Annotated in this window: 17 protein-coding genes and 1 tRNA gene; 4 read left to right on the top strand and 14 right to left on the bottom strand. The window is 61.4% G+C overall.

Going from position 1 to position 17,629, the window contains the following annotated elements:
* Positions 1–465: 465 nt before the first annotated feature.
* Complete coding sequence (locus J2J98_RS13675; protein ID WP_207601332.1) at positions 466–777, top strand: hypothetical protein; 312 nt, start codon at positions 466–468, stop codon at positions 775–777.
* A 488-nt stretch (positions 778–1,265) separates the two neighbouring features.
* On the opposite strand, the gene J2J98_RS13680 is transcribed toward J2J98_RS13675, so the two are convergent.
* From J2J98_RS13680 to J2J98_RS13735, 13 genes are all read right to left on the bottom strand, one after another.
* A complete protein-coding gene (locus J2J98_RS13680) occupies positions 1,266–1,568 on the bottom strand; it encodes a hypothetical protein (protein ID WP_207601333.1) in 303 nt (100 codons plus the stop codon).
* Positions 1,569–2,049: 481 nt separating this feature from the next.
* Positions 2,050–2,184 (bottom strand): hypothetical protein, encoded by a 135-nt coding sequence (locus J2J98_RS30680; protein WP_259664909.1) that lies wholly within the window; start codon positions 2,182–2,184, stop codon positions 2,050–2,052.
* Positions 2,185–2,274: 90 nt separating this feature from the next.
* Positions 2,275–2,571, bottom strand: a complete 297-nt coding sequence (locus tag J2J98_RS13685) for a hypothetical protein (protein ID WP_207601334.1) — start codon at positions 2,569–2,571, stop codon at positions 2,275–2,277.
* A 140-nt stretch (positions 2,572–2,711) separates the two neighbouring features.
* Positions 2,712–2,787 (bottom strand) — tRNA-Lys (locus J2J98_RS13690).
* 211 nt (positions 2,788–2,998) lie between these two features.
* Positions 2,999–3,910: a PhzF family phenazine biosynthesis protein gene (locus tag J2J98_RS13695; RefSeq protein WP_207601335.1), complete on the bottom strand. Its 912-nt coding sequence runs from the start codon at positions 3,908–3,910 to the stop codon at positions 2,999–3,001.
* Between the two features lie 374 nt (positions 3,911–4,284).
* Complete coding sequence (locus J2J98_RS13700; protein ID WP_207601336.1) at positions 4,285–5,055, bottom strand: NUDIX hydrolase; 771 nt, start codon at positions 5,053–5,055, stop codon at positions 4,285–4,287.
* Positions 5,052–6,161, bottom strand: coding sequence for an endonuclease/exonuclease/phosphatase family protein (locus J2J98_RS13705; RefSeq protein ID WP_207601337.1), 1,110 nt, complete (start codon positions 6,159–6,161; stop codon positions 5,052–5,054). The genes J2J98_RS13700 and J2J98_RS13705 overlap by 4 nt, the downstream gene beginning before the upstream one ends.
* A 447-nt stretch (positions 6,162–6,608) precedes the next feature.
* A complete protein-coding gene (locus J2J98_RS13710; protein ID WP_207601338.1) occupies positions 6,609–7,628 on the bottom strand; it encodes an ABC transporter ATP-binding protein in 1,020 nt (339 codons plus the stop codon).
* On the bottom strand, positions 7,616–9,310 hold the full coding sequence (locus J2J98_RS13715; RefSeq protein WP_207601339.1) for an ABC transporter permease: 1,695 nt from the start codon (positions 9,308–9,310) through the stop codon (positions 7,616–7,618). The genes J2J98_RS13710 and J2J98_RS13715 overlap by 13 nt, the downstream gene beginning before the upstream one ends.
* 7 nt (positions 9,311–9,317) lie before the next feature.
* Positions 9,318–10,295 (bottom strand): ABC transporter substrate-binding protein, encoded by a 978-nt coding sequence (locus tag J2J98_RS13720; protein WP_138393239.1) that lies wholly within the window; start codon positions 10,293–10,295, stop codon positions 9,318–9,320.
* Between the two features lie 88 nt (positions 10,296–10,383).
* The gene (locus J2J98_RS13725) at positions 10,384–11,130 is read right to left on the bottom strand and encodes an SDR family oxidoreductase (RefSeq protein WP_207601340.1); all 747 of its coding nucleotides are present in this window, start codon (positions 11,128–11,130) and stop codon (positions 10,384–10,386) included.
* Between the two features lie 129 nt (positions 11,131–11,259).
* Positions 11,260–12,153, bottom strand: coding sequence for a helix-turn-helix domain-containing protein (locus J2J98_RS13730; protein ID WP_207601341.1), 894 nt, complete (start codon positions 12,151–12,153; stop codon positions 11,260–11,262).
* A gap of 100 nt (positions 12,154–12,253) precedes the next feature.
* Complete coding sequence (locus J2J98_RS13735) at positions 12,254–13,021, bottom strand: alpha/beta fold hydrolase (protein WP_064694585.1); 768 nt, start codon at positions 13,019–13,021, stop codon at positions 12,254–12,256.
* Positions 13,022–13,213: 192 nt separating this feature from the next.
* On the opposite strand from J2J98_RS13735, the gene J2J98_RS13740 reads away from it, so the two are divergent.
* The 3 genes from J2J98_RS13740 to J2J98_RS13750 all read left to right on the top strand — a co-directional run bounded on the left by J2J98_RS13740 (position 13,214) and on the right by J2J98_RS13750 (position 16,108).
* The gene (locus J2J98_RS13740) at positions 13,214–13,684 is read left to right on the top strand and encodes a MarR family winged helix-turn-helix transcriptional regulator (RefSeq protein ID WP_138393236.1); all 471 of its coding nucleotides are present in this window, start codon (positions 13,214–13,216) and stop codon (positions 13,682–13,684) included.
* A gap of 219 nt (positions 13,685–13,903) precedes the next feature.
* Positions 13,904–14,962 carry an aldo/keto reductase gene (locus J2J98_RS13745; RefSeq protein WP_207601342.1) on the top strand — a complete coding sequence of 353 codons (1,059 nt, stop codon included), beginning with the start codon at positions 13,904–13,906 and terminating at the stop codon, positions 14,960–14,962.
* 102 nt (positions 14,963–15,064) lie between these two features.
* Positions 15,065–16,108 carry a DUF2278 family protein gene (locus tag J2J98_RS13750; protein WP_207601343.1) on the top strand — a complete coding sequence of 348 codons (1,044 nt, stop codon included), beginning with the start codon at positions 15,065–15,067 and terminating at the stop codon, positions 16,106–16,108.
* A gap of 265 nt (positions 16,109–16,373) precedes the next feature.
* Here J2J98_RS13750 and J2J98_RS13755 read toward each other — a convergent pair whose 3' ends face one another.
* Positions 16,374–17,594, bottom strand: a complete 1,221-nt coding sequence (locus tag J2J98_RS13755) for an aminotransferase-like domain-containing protein (protein WP_207601344.1) — start codon at positions 17,592–17,594, stop codon at positions 16,374–16,376.
* Positions 17,595–17,629 lie beyond the last annotated feature (35 nt).

Here is a 17,629-nt window from a genome sequence, read left to right on the forward strand (position 1 = left end):
GATCCCCTCCTGTCAAGGAAGATGCTTGCACGACGGTTGTCCCTGCGTCCGTGGCCATGATGCCTGTGTGACGACCGTGCCGCCGCCGGCAAAATACCTCTCGTCCTCGACGGGACACCGGCCACCCCGGCAATGGGGCTTCTTGGCACCACGTCTCCTCCCCTCATCCACTCGAATCCAGCCGTGGCGCGTCATCGCCCATCATCTTCGCCTTTTTCAAGGTTCAACCTGAAAACCGCAATCGAAACGGGCAGAACCTCAGAGCACGCGCCATCGCGCTGCTCCTTGCATCTACAGCCGCCAACACCTGTCTCGTTGCTCAATATCCCCACCGAACGCTCTTGTTTCGAGCTCGGTGGAAACCGCCGGGCGGCAAAAACCCCGTCAATACAAACGCTTCGGCCCCATAATGGAACAAAAGTCCAACTCGTCCATTTCTCTCACACCGAAAGAGGAGAAAGTACCATGACGTACGACCCCAATAATGCCAACGATCCGAACCGCCCGCTGAACCCGAACCTGGACCTGCGCACCACTCCGACTACGCGCAATAGCAATACGTGGGTCGTCTGGGTTGCTGCATTGGCCGTGATCGCTGTTGCTGCATTCGCCTATTCGCAGTGGAGCAGCACCCCCGGCACTTCGCCGGATACGACAGCCTCCACGACCCAGACCGAGCCGGCCCCGGCCAAGCCGATCGCTCCGACCGATAACAGTGCAACGCCTGCTCCGGCACCTGCACCGGCCACACCGCCGGCCGCTCCTGCCCAGCAGTAACCGCTGCCGGTCGAAAGAAGCTGCGCTAGATGCCTCCTTGGCGTATCCGGCAGGACACGCCAAGGAGGATCTATGGATCAAGGACACTTTGGCTGGGCGACATGGTTCTTAGAGCGACGCGTCCGGCACCAGCTTCTTTTCGACGGCCGGCTCTTGAAGAAGAGCAATCGGCACTTATTTAAGGATTATTAAATTTGTCTCTGATGGCTGACCACGGATGTACTGGCAGCCGTCATCGAGACAGATCGAGGAAGGTCGGTGCGAGTTTCGCCCGGCCTTTTTTCTTGTTCTCGTCACCGACGTCCAAATAGTCCGACTACCCGCCATTATTGCTCTTCTTGCTGTCGGACCCTGAGGGACAGCGGTCTTCGTTGCCGCAGGTGTTATAGCAGCCGCCGGAATCGCGCTCCATCATGCAAGTATCGCGGCACGGGCCAGAGATCCGCACATGGCGGGCTCCACTAGCCGGGCGATGCTTAGCGCAAAGGCTAATTGGGAATTCTGTTGTAAAAGGACTGAGGATCGTAGACGCACTCATAGTCGAGGAGGCAGATCTTGCCGTCTGCATCTCTCACCCGCGCGGTGTCGTATTTGTCCCCCAGATTGCACCTTGCCGGCGGATAGCGAAAGCTGCGGCCGCCGAAGCCCATGCGGACGAATACCCGCTTGTCCTGCTGAATGACGCGTCTGAGTTCCGTGCAGCTGTGGTCCCTGGCATTGACTTCCACCGTCTCGGCGGCAAAGGCTACAGACGGGAACGATAGCACGACGGCCACAACGAGTTTTTTCATGGACAACTCCTGAATGGGAGGGCTGAAGTTGGGCGGCCGGCCGAGACAGCCAGTAGCGAATCCAAACCACGCCGAGCAGCAATTCTTAGCCGCTGGATTGAAAAACGACCATCGCCTCAACGTGTGGTGCCGAGTTATGCGACTCCAAGCCTATCCGCAACCCAACTGTTGTTACCCTTATTGCCGCACGACGCGCACCGCAGCCTTGGCGTCAGTACGCCGATCATCACACCGGTGCCGAACCGTCGCGCGAGCTCCGATTGGTCGATCCAGCCTACGTGACGGCATGCCGCGCACCTTCCACCGAGGCTGTCCTCCTTGTTGAACTCGGCCAATGTCAGCCGACCACCGGCATACGGAAGCGTGGCTGCGCCCCCCTGTTTGGTGGAGGCCGATCTTGAAGACCCTCGTCGGCTGCCTTCGTTGACTGTGTAGCCGGTGTCCGCGCCAGGCCGGACAAGGTCGATGCCCTTCTGGTGCTTCATTGTAGGGGACGCTCTTTGCGGATTGCCGCGAGCGCGCGATTTTGCGCTCGCAGGACAGCAGCCAGATCCCCGTCCGGATGCAGCCGGTTGGCTGCTACTTCGGTCTCACTGAAAGCGAGCTGCTCTGCCATGATGTTTCCCTAGAAATAGCCTCTGCATTCAAGCGAGCTCGTTCGTATTTTGTTCCCGCATCCCAAAGAGTCAAGACAGCTGTCGCGGTGTCAGGGGAAATTATAAAGCGAGGCTGGGTCGTAGACGCAGGCGTAGTCAAGGACACACTGCCTCCCCTCCGCATCACGAAAGCTCGCCGTGCTGCGCTTGTCGCCCCGGCTGCACTGCGTGGGCGGATAGCGAAAGCTGCGCCCGCCAAAGCCGACGCGAACAAAGGCCTTCTTACTTTGACGGATAATCTGGGCAATCTCGCCGCAGCTGTGTGCGCTCGCCTTGATTTCTATTGCCCCGCCAGCAAACGCCGCCGACGGAAGCAACAAGGCAACGGCGAAGATGACACTTTTCATGGAAAGCTCCGGCTTCAAGAAGGGAGATAGCGCAAGCCATCAGTGCGGCGAGTGTCGATCACGGCATATCGTTTCGGGAACGATTCCATCAAACCGGAAATCCGATCTGAATTCAAATAGGCGAATTCTATCAAGGAGAATGGTGGGTGATGTAGGGCTCGAACCTACGACCCGCTGATTAAGAGTCAGCTGCTCTACCAACTGAGCTAATCACCCGTTCGCGCTTGGCTGCGCGGTGTGACGGGGCGTATAAACAGGATCGGCTAGCTTGTCCAGCGTATTGGCGAAAATTCTTTGGCTAATCTCAAATTTTTTCCGCAAGCGCGAAATGCGGCATGTAATCCGGCGAATCGGAACCGATTTCCGGAGGGATTATGCGCCTATTCAAAGCGATAGCGCGTCCTGCCAGATGCACTCCCACATCAAATTAGAGGTCGAGTGTGCCGCTCGCCAGCCGCACCGCCTGGCCGCCGATCCGCGCGTTGGAAATTGCCCCGCCTTCGACGTCGATATGCAGGTGGATGAACGACGGGCGGCCCATCTCGACGCCCTGCTCGATCATGATCGGGTGGTGCCCGTCCGTCAGCCGGTCAAAATGGCGGATAGCGCCCGAGAGTGCGGCGGCCGCGGAGCCAGTGGCCGGATCCTCGACAATGCCCATGCCGCTGGCGAACATGCGCGCATGAAACTTCGCCACGTGGTTGACCCCGCCACGGCAATAGACGTAGGCCGAGGCAAGCGCGCCGTCGACGAAAGGCACGATCTTTTCCCAAAGCTGCGGATCGAAGTCTACCCGCTGCGCCGTGCCGACATCGTGCACTGGGATGAGCAGAAACGGAACGCCGGCGCTCCAGACCGAAGGGACGTGATTTTCGAAGCCGATTTCGGTGACCTTCAACGACAGCGCATCCGCGATGCCGAGCTTGTCCAGCGGCATGACGGCCTGCTGTGATTTACGCGGCAGGTCAAATTCGGCAAAACTGGCCTCGCCCTCGCGAAGCCGCACCGCGCACCGCACCGGCCCGACATTTTCCTCAAGCACCATAACCAGATCGAGCGCCGCTGCGCCGTGAGCCCGCTCGGCCAGCGCCACGGCGGTGCCGACTGTGGGATGGCCGGCAAAGGGCAGCTCGCGGCCCGGCGTAAAGATTCTGAGTTTCGCCGCATAGGCGGGATTGGTTGAAGGCTGCACGAAAACCGTCTCGGAGAGATTGATCTCCCGGGTAATCGCCTGCATTGCTTCGTCGCTGAGATTTTCGCCGTCGAAGATCACCGCCAGCGGGTTGCCCGCAAGCTTTCGATCGGTGAACACGTCATAGACGCTGTAGCTTCGCGCCACATCGGCCTCCTTGAATCGATCCTCGCGCCGCCAACCTGCCCGACCAAGCGACCGAGTGCAAGGCGCTAACTCGGGTAAGAACAACCCATCTCCGACAGGAGAGGTCGGCAGTCCGCAATTTGTGCGGGATCGTTAATGAAAATCGATTTCGTTTTCGCGGCGCCGGCGGGATTCAAAAAGCCACGTTAAGGCCTGCCCTTCGGCGCTCCGGCCATCGGCCGCGCGCGCTCTCAGGATGAGGAGCGGTGGAGAATGCCGCGCCAACACTTGAAGCCCCTCAGGATAACGTATTGGAAAAAGGCGCGACCTCTGCGACCTAATCCTGACGCGCCGAAAGCGGCCTCGAAGGTGCGTCGCCGGCCTCCGATTGTGCCCTATGCGCCACTCTTTCCGAAATACCAGTCAATCACCGGCAGCATGGAGATGTTATAGGGATAGGCGTCACGATCGGCCGAACGGATCGCCACCGCACCCGCGATTTCCTTGTCTTCAGCAACCAGCATGTGGGCTTCGATCCGCTCGACAATCTCGTCGGCCGTAAGGTCGAAGCGGAACAGCCTGAGCAGCGTCACGGTACGCCTGGCGTGGCTGGCGAAGAGGCCCTGCCCCGCCACGGAATCGGAAAGATCGAGGCCGGTCTCCTCGAGAACCTCGCGGCGCATGTTGGCCTCGATGTCGCAGCGCCCGTCAACGACATCCTCAGGCTCCAGCGAGCCCGCGGCAAAATAGACCTGGCCAGGATTGGCGGTGTGCGCACCCATTCGGATCGCCACCAGCGCGCCGTCGGAACTTTCGAGCACCGGATAGGCGAAGATATGCAGTCCGCCTTGGCGCTGGGGCTGCCGGCGCCAGTACATGAAGGCGGAAAAGGGCGTGACGTAGCCCTCACCTGAAATCCCCTCCTCGCCGAATGATAGCCGCTCCAGGAAGATCAGGCGCCCGTCGAAGAGCGCGGGGTTGGCGGTGGTCTCCCTCACCCAGTTCTCACGGATCGCCGTTTCCTCGGCGGCGACGAAGGGATGGGTGCCGGGCAGGACGCGGAGATCCACGCCGGCGATCGGGAAGACCGTAGCTTCCGGCGGCCACCCGGCGAAATCATCTGAAAAATCACTGCTTGGAAAATTTATGTTCAAATTCGTTTTCATGGGAGATCCAGTGTCATGACGACGGGGCAATGGTCGGAGGCCTTCGGCCGGTCCCAGCCGGTACGGGGATAACGCTCCACCTCCTGCCCCGGCGGGAAGATGGTGCGGTAGGGTTGGCCGTTGCGGATGATCTGAGGCAGGCGGCCGGCACTATGCGCGGCAAGAGCCGGCGAAAGCCAGATATAATCGAGCTGGCAGAGATGCTGCTCCTGCGGCCCGCGCGCGTGATAGAGCGTCCAGCGATCGAGGGGCTGACGACGGCGTACGACGTTTTCCGCAAATCCGTCATGGCTGAAGACATCAAGTGCGCTTTCGCCCTCGTCCCGATGCTCAAACCGGTAGTCGGTACCGCGGCGACCGATGACGTCGACCCGTTCCTGATAATCGTTCATGTCGCCGCAGATGGCGAAGCTCTTCGAGGCCGTATGGCCGGCCCCGAAGCGGTCCTCGATGATGCGGCGCACGGCGCGCGCTTCGGCGCGGCGGAGCGGCATGGTCGACAGGCGCCCGTCCAACCCGTCGCGCGGATTGCCCATCGATTTGAAATGCACGACATAGAGCGAGAGCGGCCGGCCGCCGATCAGCAGATCGAGCTCCAGGCAATCGCGCTTGAAGATCTTGTCGTCGATGCGGTTGGTAAGCGCCAGTTCCTCGTCGAAGAGATCGAAATCGCGATAGGTCGTCATCGCATGGCTTCTTATATCCCTGAGCTCGATCTTCTGGCCGTCGCGCGTTTCCTCGCGCATCAGGACGGCGACATCGATGCCGCGGCTGTCATTACCCTCGACCAGGAATTTCTGGCGGTAGCCGTTACCGACCATGCGGAAGAGATAGCCGTATTCGAACGCCTGGAGGGCGGCCATGTTGTCGATTTCCTGCAGGCAGAGAATATCGGCGTCGGCATCCGCGATCGCGAGCGCCGTCATCTGCCTTGTATCATCGGTGGCGGCGATCACCCGCGCCTGCTCGAGCTGTTGATAGACGCCCTCGCTGTTTACCTCGAAAAGCTTGATGACGCGATCCTGGCGCAGCTGGTTGCGGAAGCCGGTGAAATCGAAACGGGTCAGCAGATTTTCGACGTTGAAGGTGGCGAGGCGAAGCGACATGGCAAAGGTCCGGTTGCGGCCAGTACCATATCCGGCAATTACCGCAGGAAAAGGTGGCGGGACCAAGAAAATTGCGGACAACCGCCGTGCTGGACTATCACGCGTCGGCTCGAAAGGGGTGTGGCGGAGATCAATGAGGTCATATAACGTCTAATATTATTTAAGTATTCTGCGTACTCGGAGCCGCAATAATCATGACACCCAAGAGAAAGAAATCCTCGGCGCACTGGCGTGGATGTGCGAACAATACATAAGCGATCACAATGGCTATCTGAACCACAAGGGAATGCATGCCGGTGAACTGGCGATCGAAGTTCTAGCTGCTTACGGGCTCGTTGAGTCAACTCCTCTGGGTGATCGCTGGACTGACAAAGGCATGCTCTTACTTGACGAGTCGTAAGGCTTCAATGCTGCTATCTCTACGATAAAGAGCTCGCGCCAATTCCATCAAAGCCGCCATCCGGCACGGATGACGACGCGCACGGCTTCACCAGTCTCGACCACGACGCGGCTGTAGGCGCGCAGCGTCTGGCCGTTGCCGAGCGTCAGTTTGACGGCGTAGCGCTCGCCCTCGAAAAGCACGGATTCGACGGTCGCGAGCGCCCCCTCGCCGCCGATGATCACATCCTCCGGCCGCACGAGAATATCGGCACCATCGGTATTGGCGGCTTGAAGCGCATCCTGCAGCTCGTCCCACTCCAACTGGCGTTCGCCACCTATCACCGGCAGCGTCAGGATCGCGCCGCGCCCGATCAGCCCGCCGACGATGCGCCCTTCCGGCCTCGCATAGATCTCGGCTGGCGGCGCCACCTGCAGCAGCCGCCCCTCGGACATGACGGCGACGTCGGTCGCCAGCGCCATCGCCTCGCTCTGGTCGTGGGTGACATAGATCATCGTCGCGCCGGAGCGCTGGTGGAACTCGCGGAAGGTCTCCTCCATCTCCTGTTTCAGGTGACGGTCGAGATTGGCGAGCGGTTCGTCGAGCAGCACGACGTCGGGCGATGTCACCAGGCAGCGGGCGAGCGCCACGCGCTGGCGCTGGCCGCCGGAGAGATCGGCCGGCCGGCGTGCAGCGTAATCGGCGAGCCGCACGGTAGCGAGCGCCTCGCCGACCTTAGCCCGGTAAGCCGCGCCCGAAATGCCGCGCACCTTCAGGGGATAGCCGACATTGTCGGCGACGCTCATATGCGGCCAGAGCGCGTAGGACTGGAAGACCATCGCCATCTTGCGCTTCTCCGGCGGCAGCGACTGAGCGGCATCGGCAAGCAACCGCTCGCCGAGATGGATGGAGCCGTCGGAGGGCGTCTCGAAGCCGGCGATCATGCGCAGCACCGTTGTCTTGCCGCAGCCGGAAGGCCCGAGCAGCGCCAGGAAGCCGCCCTCGCGCACATCGAGCGAGAAATCGCTGACGGCGGCGCGACCGGTGCCGAAATCCTTGGCCACCCGGTTGAGGATCAGCTTCGCCATGGCACCACCCCTTTCGGCAGGCGTTTCGCCAGCAGCTCCAATAGCAGCATCATGGCGATCACCATAAGGACGATGAGCACCGAGAGCGCCGAGGCAAGGTCGGAGCTGCCGCTGTCGTCGAGATTATAGATGGCGACGCCGAGCGTCTGGGTTCCGGCCGACCAGAGCAGCGCGGAGATCGTCAGCTCATTGCAGGCGATCAGAAAGACGAGGATGACGGAAGCGCCGGCTGCGGGCGCAATCAGCGGTACGACGATGTCGAAAAGCCTGCGGAAGAAGCCGGCGCCCGAAAGCCGCGCCGCCTCCTCCAGCGCCGGATCGAGCTGGTGGAAGGCGCTGACGACGGGTTTCAGGCTGACGGCGAAGAAGGAGGAGAAATAGGCGATCAGGATGATCCAGATCGTCCCGTAGAGCGAGACGTTAAGGACGGGGATCGGTGCTGCGAAGACCAGAATGAAGGCAACCGCCACGACGATACCCGGCAGTGAATAGGGTATCTCGATCAGGCTGGCGACGATGCGAGAGACGGTATCTCTCCGTCGCGTCAGCTCATAGGCAGCAAGCACCGTCAGCAGAAGGAGACCAAGCGCGGCACCGCCGGCAAGCGAGAGCGAGTTGATGAAGGCCGTCCGAGTCACCGCCTGCCGAAACAGGATTTCCTCGAAGGCATGCAGCGACATGGTCTTGAAGGTGAGCGGCACACCATAGGCCGGCACCAGCGCGCCGGCGACAAGCGCGAAGAAGGGTGCGGCGAGCATGAAGAACAGGATCGCCCAGAGGAGCGGCGCCGCAAGGAAGCGCCAGGGGCCGAGCTCGAAGGCGGCACTTGCCCCCGACAGGCCGATGACGCGATAGTCGCGGCCTCTGAGCGCCCGGTCCTGGATCATCAGCCCTGCGACCGAGATCAGCGCAATGATGGCTGAGAGTACGGCGACATCGCCGAAAGTGCGGCTGGTGAAGGCTGAGAATTTGGTGAAGATGAGCGTCGGCAGCGTGAAGATCGAGGCCGGGATGCCGAGAATAGCAGGGATGCCGAAATTGCCGGTGCAAGAGACGAAGGAGATCGCCGCCCCGGCGATGATGCCCGGCAGCGACAGCGGGAGGATGATGTCGCGGAACACCCTGAGACTCGAGGCGCCGGAAAGCCTTGCGGCTTCCACGCCGTCGCGCGGCAGCGTCATCAGCCCGGCCCTGAGCGCCAGATAGACGAGAGGCGCATGCTGCACGCCATAGAGCAGCGCGATGCCGCCGACCGAATAGAGCGGCTGCGGCGCGCCGAGCGGCGGAGCGATCGCGAGTGCCTTCAGCAGTGGGCTCGACGGCCCCGACATCTGCACCCAGGCGAGCGCCGTCACTTGCGGCGGTATCATCATCGGCAGCACGAAGAAGAAGCTGAGTACGCCCTTCGCCGGGATATCCGTCAGCGTCAGCAGGAAGGCGAAGAGGCAGCCGATCAGAAGCGAGACGATCGTGCCGAGAACGGATGTGACGAGGGTGTAATAGGTGGCCTGCCAGAGCGCCGGATCCGCAAACACATCGATGACGCCGCCGCTGGCAAATGCCGCGATCCCTGCCATGGCAAGGCGGGCGAGCGGCAGCACGCTGAGGACGAAAACGGTAATGACGATAAAAGGAAACAGCCAGGCGGGCTGGCTGTTCCCTGATCTAACATAGCCTGGCATGAAGAGATCAGTTCGAGCCGTAGATGCCCGAGAAGGTCTTCAGATCCTGGTCGGTATTCTTCAGGGCTTCGGCCGCCTTGATCGGCAGAACCTTGATGGTATCCCGCGCCGGGAAACCTTCCGGCAGCTTCATGCCGTTGCGGGCCGGGATGTAGCCGAGCTTGAGGAAGCCTTCCTGGCCCTTTTCAGAGAGCACGTAATCGACGAACTTCTTGGCGGCCTCGGCATTCTTGCTGCTGGCGAGGATGCCGACCGGCTCGGTGACGGCCGAAACGCCTTCGCTCGGGAAGACGAACTCGACCGGCGCCCCCTTGGCCTTCTCGCGGATCGGCAGATAGTCGACGACCATGCCGTAGGCCTTCTCACCCAAGGCGACCGACTTCAGCACGGCACCGTTGCCGCCGGCAGCGATCGCGCCGTTTTCCGCGAGCGCCTTGTAATAGTCCCAGCCGAGGCCGGGAACGGCGGCAAGCGTCTGCGCGTGGATGAGCGCCGCGCCCGAAGCGAGCGGGCTCGGCATGGTGACTAGGCCCTTGGCCTCCGGCTTGGTCAGGTCCTTCCAGCTCGTCGGCTTCATCGCAGCTGAGGTGTTGTACATGATGCCGGTGGTGATCAGCTTGGTGGAATAATAATAACCGTCGGCATCATAGAGACGGGCGTCGTATTGCGCAGCTTCCGGCGACTTATAGGCAAGCAGCTTGCGCTCTTCCTTCAGACGCTCCAGCGTTACCATGTCAGCGATCAGGAGAAGATCGGCGACCGGGTTACCAGCCTGGATCTCGGCCTGCAGCTTGGCGATGATCTTCGGCGTGCCGTCGCGCACCCAGTCGACCTTGATATCGGGATTGGCGGCCATGAAGCCATCGACCGTCGCCTGCGCGTCTTCATTCGGCTGGCTGGTGTAGAGCACGAGGTTTGCGGCAAAAGCCGGAACGGCAAGCAGGCTCGCGGCAAGAAGGGCAGCGGCGGAAACGATCGTCTTCATGGGAGGGTCCTCGGGATTGCGTCACCCCTCCCATATTAGGGGTCGTTGACAGAGATGTGACAGGCGGCAGCACGCTCCGCCGCCCATGTCACCAGGGCTGCTGCGTCGGCATCACGAAGAGCTCTGCTATATCCATGCGGGCCGGCGCCTGCAGCGCGAAGAGCACCGTCTCGGCGATATCGTCGGCCTTCAGGAATTCCATCTGCTCCTTGAGCGCTTCCATCTGGCCACGATAATTGCCGTCGGAAATATGTTCGAAGAGTTCCGATTCAACCGCGCCCGGCTGGATGCAGGTCACGCGGATATTATGTTTCTTGGAAAGCTCGAGACGCATGCCCTCCGAGATCGCCGTCACCGCATGTTTGGTGGCGCAATAGACGGCAAGACCCGGGAAGACCTTCCTTCCGGCGATCGACGAGGTGTTGACGATATGCCCGCCCTTCTGCCTGATCATCATGGGCAGAACCGCGGCAGTCGTGTTCAACAATCCCTTGATGTTGACATCGACCATGCGATGCCACTCCTCGGTTTTCAGCACCTCCAGATCCGAGATCGGCATCAGGCCGGCATTGTTGAAGAGGATGTCGATCGAGCCGAAGGCTTCTGCAAGCTTTTCAGCGCCGGCCGTGACTGAGGCCTGATCAACAACGTCCATCTCGAGAGCGACGGCCTGGCCGCCATGATCGGCAATCTGCTGCTGCAGTGCAGAAAGCCGGTCGAGCCGGCGGGCGGCGAGTCCGAGCTTGGCGCCTGCCTTTGCAAGCTTCAGCGCGGTGGCAGCGCCGATGCCGCTCGACGCGCCGGTGACAAGAGCAACTTTACCATCAATAGACATGTTTGCTTCCCTTTCATATGGCCGCCCCAAATGCGGAGCCGACCGCTGTTGACGGAAAACAATCTAGGAAAAGCGACCGGCCTTCGCGCTCGGGCCTTTGCGGCCGATGTCGCGATCTTGCGGCAATCTTCAGCCGTCGCGATATTCCGAGGGCGTCATGCCGACGGCCTTGCGGAAGACGGTGGCGAAATGGCTGGGGCTGGAATAGCCGACGTCGAGGCCGATCTCGATGATGCTCCGGTCGGTTTCCCGAAGCAGCCTTCGCGCCTCGTCCATCCGCATGCGGATAAAATATTCTGAGGGTGAATAACCCGTCGACTGTTTGAAGACCCGACTGAAATGGAACGGGCTGAGCCCGGCTTCGGCCGCAAGCGCTTCCAGGCTGAAGGCTTCGGCAATCCCGCGTGCCATCAGATCCGTCACCCTGCGAAGCTTGAACGCCGGAATGCCAACCCGGCGCCGCGGCGGCTGATCCGCATCCGCGTAGGAACGCACGAGATGGACGGCCAGCGCCTGGGCGACCCCCTGCACGAAAATCTCGCTCGGCTCGCTTGCCTCCGTCAATTCGCTGAGGATCAGTTGCAGCAGATGGATGATCAAGGGGTCGCGCCCGGCCGATACGTCGCGCAGGCAAAGCCTGGTGTGGCTGGCGTGCAGGACTTCCGCGGCCGCCGCCTCGATCAGCGGCAGGCCGAGATAGACATGCATCACGCGGAACGGTTCGGCTGAAATGGAGGTCCAGCGCATCTCATAGGGCGTCGCCGAATTGGTCAGGTAGAAATCGCCGACATCGGCTCGGGCAGCCTGCCACTCACCGGCGAATTCGCGCTCTTCTATGACGGCCGAGCCTGAAACGATCAAGACCAGCAGCGGCTCGGCAACGGCGGGAACGATCAGCCCCTCCTCCCGCCCGCTATGCGACAGGAGATGCACAAGCAGGTTCTTCCAGGCTGGCCCCTCGCTTCGCGAAAGGAGACGACCATGAATGTGATCTTTGAGCTTGTCGGCCGAGGTTCTGAGCATACGCGCATTCTGCGAGCACGCCTGCGGTCTTTTCAAGCCCATGATGGACTTGCAGCTGTCGGACCACGGCTCACTCGCGCCGTGGTCCTTGGATCGAATGTTACTTCGCAGCCTCTTCGATCAGTTCGGCGACCTTGTCAGGATGCGACACCATCACGACGTGGGAGGCGCCATCGACGACGACGGTCCGCTTGGACCCTGCCCGCTCGGCCATGAAGCCAAGAGCTGCGGCCGGGATGTTCTTGTCGCCGGTGCCGTAGACGAACCACGACGGCAGCTTCTTCCAGGCCGGCTCGCCAGATTTGTCGGTCAGCGCGGCCTCGGTGACCGGGCGCTGGCCGGCCGCCATCAGCGCCGCCTGTTCGGCCGGCACGTCGCTGGCGAACTGATCATGGAACTTTGCCTGGTCGATATAGAGATCAACGCCGCCGGTGCTAAGCTTTACCGGGGCTGCCAGCGCACCGCTCAGCGTACCGCCCGGAAACTTGCCGGCGAGATCGGCAACCGATTCCCCGGCCTCCGGCGCGAAGGCCGCGACATAGACGAGCGACTTGACATTGTCATGGCCGTTGGCGGCGGTCGAGATCACCTGGCCTCCATAGGAATGGCCGACGAGGACCACGGGGCCGGCAATGCTGCCGACGACGTCGGAGACATAGGCAGCGTCATTGGCAACGCTGCGCAGCGGATTGGCGGCGGCCACGACCGGGAAGCCGTCCTTGCGCAGGATTTCAACGACGCCGTTCCAGCTGGACGAATCGGCAAAGGCGCCATGGACGAGGACGACGGTCGGCTTGGCCGGCTGGGCAACGGCAGCACCGGAGAACAGAGCGCCCGCCAGGGCGACGGCAGCAGCAAACTTGAACATTGGTCATTTCCTTTCGTCGGTTGAGTGTCAGAGGAGCCGAAGCGGGGTTGACGTGCTTTTCGGCTCTTAAGTTTGTCATTTAATTTGTAGGCAATTTCTTTGTACACGATTTATCTAGGCCATCCCTTCCGACGCGTCAATAGCTTGCAAACAGATCGCGCACAAATTATATTGAAGCCAAAGGAGAGCGTGATGAAAGACACCATATCGAATGATCTCGCCGCCGTGCCACAGATCGATGAAATGCTTTGCTTTTCAATCTATTCGGCCGGCCACGCCTTCAACCAGCTTTACCGTCCCCTGCTCGACGAATTGGATCTCACCTATCCGCAATTCCTCGTCATGACAGCTCTGTGGGCGCGTGACGATCGCACGGTGAAGGATCTCGGCGAGACGCTTTTCCTCGATTCCAGCACCCTCACCCCGCTGCTGAAGCGGCTGGAAAATGTCGGCCTCGTCACCCGCAACCGAAACCCTGCCGATGAGCGCCAGGTGCTTCTGCGCCTGACGAAGAAGGGACAGGCCCTCAAGAGCCGTGCCGGCCATGTGTTCGACTGCATCGGCAAGGCCGTCGGACTCGACGCCGAAACCGTGAACAAAATCCGCGATACGATCGCGTCGCTCCGCGACAACATTCACAAGAAGAACATGGACGAGAGCTGACGCGAGGCTCCACCCGCCGGGCCGCCCCCACGCCGGAACGATTTCCGTCGACAAGCCGATCACATATTGTACGATCTGCCGCGCCCCAGCCCCGCGCAATTGATCTTAGCCTAGGGCGCCCGCAATCTCGCCGCCCCTCACGCAGGCGTGAACACGCCGCCATTGTGATTCTATCGCGTTGAGGTACGTCGATCCCGTTTCAATGAAGGAGGAGTTTCAATGGAATATCGTCTGCTCGGCCGTTCCGGCCTGAAGATTTCGACTGTGACCATGGGCACGATGACTTTCGGCGGCGTCGGCTGGGCGAAGATGGTCGGCGATCTCGGCGTCGCCGAGGCGAAGAAGATGATCGACATCTGTATCGACGCCGGCGTCAACCTGATCGACACCGCCAACGTCTATTCCTCAGGCGAATGCGAAAAAATCATCGGCGAGGCCCTCGCGGGAAAGCGGCCGCAGGGCGTGCTGCTCGCCACCAAGGCCCGCTTCGGCATGGGCGAAGGCCCGAACGACCGCGGCCTGTCGCGCTACCACCTGATCCGCGAATGCGAGGCGAGCCTGAAGCGCCTGAAGACCGATGTCATCGACCTTTACCAGGTGCATGAATGGGACGGCCAGACGCCTCTCGAAGAGACGATGGAGGCGCTTGATACCCTGATCCGGCACGGCAAGGTGCGTTATGTCGGCTGCTCGAACTATTCCGGCTGGCACATCATGAAGGCGCTCGGCATTGCCAACGAGCACCGCTACCAGCGCTTCGTAAGCCAGCAGATCCATTACACGCTGGAAGCGCGCGATGCCGAATACGAACTGCTGCCGATCTCGATCGACCAGGGTCTCGGCGTGCTGGTCTGGAGCCCACTCGCCGGCGGCCTGCTTTCCGGCAAACACCGCCGCAACCAGGCCGCGCCCGAAGGCACGCGCCAGTTCGCCGGCTGGACCGAACCGCCGATCCGCGACGAAAACCGCCTCTGGAGCATCGTCGAGACGCTCGTGGCGATTGGTGAAGAGCGCGGCGTCTCGGCCGCGCAAGTGGCCCTTGCCTGGCTGATCGGCCGCAAGGCGGTCACCTCGGTCATCATCGGCGGGCGCACCGAAGCCCAATTCCGCGACAATATTGCCTCCGCCGAGCTGAAACTCACCGAGGAGGAACGCAAGCGCCTCGACGCCGTCAGCCTGCCGCCGGTGATTTATCCCTATTGGCACCAGCTGAACACGGCAAGCGACCGATTGAGCGAAGCCGACCTCGAGCTTTTCGGCCCGCATCTCCAGCAATAGGACCCGGACGCGAGAACGGCATTGCGCGGTGAAAGTGACACGTCACAAAAGATGCACCTTCACCGTGCTAGCGTGAGATCCCGCATCGCCAGGAGGGTCGCCATGCTGAAGAATTACAAGGTCCTGAAAGGTACGGCGAGCGCACTCGCCCTCGATGACGACAACGATCCGCATATCGAGATTCGCATCGAGGCGAATGGCGTCAGCTACCGCATTGCGGTCAACGTCCGCTCCAAGCAATCGCCCCACGACCTGCTCTATGCCAACATCGTCGATTTCAAGCACGGGGCGCTGACGGAGGCGCTCGAAACCCTGCCGATGGGCCTGACCGACATCCGCAAGGACCGTCCGGAGCTCGCGATCGACTATGTTCGCGGCGGCCTGATCGAGCGCGAGGACATGGACGTCGCACCCTTCCAGCTCTCCGGCCCGAAGAACGATCTGCGCGAATTCATCGAGCCGATCGTCGAGGAAGGCATTGCCAATCCCGATATCCATTTCTACGCCTTCGGCGAAGCCTGGGGACCGGAGCACAACAAGCCCGACCAATATTTCGATTTCGAGCCGGGCAACGGTATCCACGACATCCACATGAACCAGGGTGACGGCGGCAGCTTCAAGGCCACCAATGGCCCGAACCAGGACGGGGCGCTGCTCGTCCACTTTACCGATACCGACGAATGGGCGGCGATCTTCCTCTGCTTCCAGTCGCAGAACTGGAACACCGATGCGGAGACCGGTCATCCGGTTTCGGAAAACCGCGGCGGTCAGGGTCGCGGCGAAGGCACGCGCCGGCCGCAGCCGATCGTCGCCTCGTCGCTGCGCATCATCGCCGCGCTGATCAACCCGGTGAACGGCGAAGGCGGCATCGAGAATGAGACGGTGACGATCATCAACCGCTCCGATATATCTGTATCGCTCGACGGCTGGAAGTTGAAGGACGAAAACGGCCGGACGCAGACGCTGTCTGGAAGGCTTGCCGCAGGCGAGATCCGCACCTTTGCGCTCGACGCCGAAGCCGGCGGCCCGCAGCTCGCCAACCGCGGCGGCGACATCATCCTGCTCAACACCGACGGAGCAGTCGCCGACCGCGTCGGCTACGGCAAGAGCGAGACGGCCAACGAGGGTTGGACGACGATCTTTTGATTGGGGTTCTGCCTGGCTGTTTACCGTGGCAACGGGAGGATAGACCGCCTATGCCTCCCTTTGGAGAAGATGGAAGCACTTCCCTCACCTCCCTCATTCCTGTGCTCGTCACAGGAATCCAGGGTGCCCAGGTCCTTGGGCACGAGAGAGGCTTTCACGAGTAATAGTTAATCACGACGCGGACGCGACGTGGCTGGATTCCTGTGACAAGCACAGGAATGAGGACGGGCGGTAAACGCCGCTGCGTTTCCTCATCTCTAAGCAATCACCCGCCAATCTCATCCAAAATCAGCTTGCCCAGCCGACCAATGCCGTCCTCGATCATCTGCTCGTTGGCGCAGGAGAAGCTGACACGGAAGGTGTTGGCACCGGAGCCGTCGGCGAAGAAGGCCTTGCCGGGAACGAAGGCGACCTTGGCGGTTTCGAGCGATTTCGCCAGAAGCTTGGCGCCGTCCATGCCTTCCGGCAGAGTGATCCAGATGAACATGCCGCCTTCCGGCTTCGTCCAACTGGTGCCCTTCGGCATATATTTCTGGAGCGCCGCCAGCATGCAGTCGCGGCGATGGCTGTAGGCGGCCTTGATCTTGGCGACCTGTGCATCGAAGCCGCGCTCGGCGACATGGGTGATCGCGATCTGATTGATCGTCGAGGAATGCAGGTCGGCCGCCTGCTTCATCAGCACCAGCTTGCGGATGACGGGCGCATTGGCGACGATGAAGCCGACGCGAAGACCGGGCGCGAGCGTCTTGGAGAAGCTGCCGCAATAGATCGTACGCGTATCGTTGATATGGCCCTTCTCGGCGATCTCCAGCGCCAGAATCGGCGGGATCGGATCGCCGTCGAAACGCAGCGACTGATAGGCGGCGTCCTCGATCACAGCGATGTCGAGCTCTTCGGCAAGCGCCAGCACCCGCTTGCGGCCGGCGAGATCGACGGTTTCGCCGGTCGGATTGGAGAAGTCGGCGGAGAGATAGGCGAACTTCACCTTGCCGCCGGCAGCCGCAGCCGCCACCCGGTAGGATTCGGGCGTCCGGTTGCCGCTCGGCGTCAGCTGGTCATAGGCCGGCTCATAGGCGTTGAAGGCCTGCAGCGCGCCGAGATAGGTCGGCCATGTCACGAGCGCGGTATCATTCGGCGACAGAAAGAGCTTGCCGAGATAATCAAGCCCCTGCTGCGAGCCGGAGACGATGAAGACATTGTCGAGCTCGCACGGAATGCCGAGCGCGGCCATCTGCTTGACCAGCCATTCGCGCAACGGCTTGTAACCTTCGCTGACCGAATATTGCAGCGCCGAATTGACGGCGGCACCTGCGAAGATATCGGCATAGGCCTGCTTGAATTCCTGATCCGGAAACAGCGCCGGATCCGGAATGCCGCCGGCGAACGAAATGATGTCAGGCCGGTCGAGAAGCTTCAGAAGCTCACGGATCTCGGATGCGCGCATGCGCGATGAGCGCGACGCAAACATGGTTTCCCAGTTCAGCATGGGGTTTCCTCGTATTTTCTATTGCCGCCAGCACA

Origin of the sequence: Rhizobium bangladeshense (assembly GCF_017357245.1) — a bacterium.
GTDB lineage: Bacteria > Pseudomonadota > Alphaproteobacteria > Rhizobiales > Rhizobiaceae > Rhizobium > Rhizobium bangladeshense.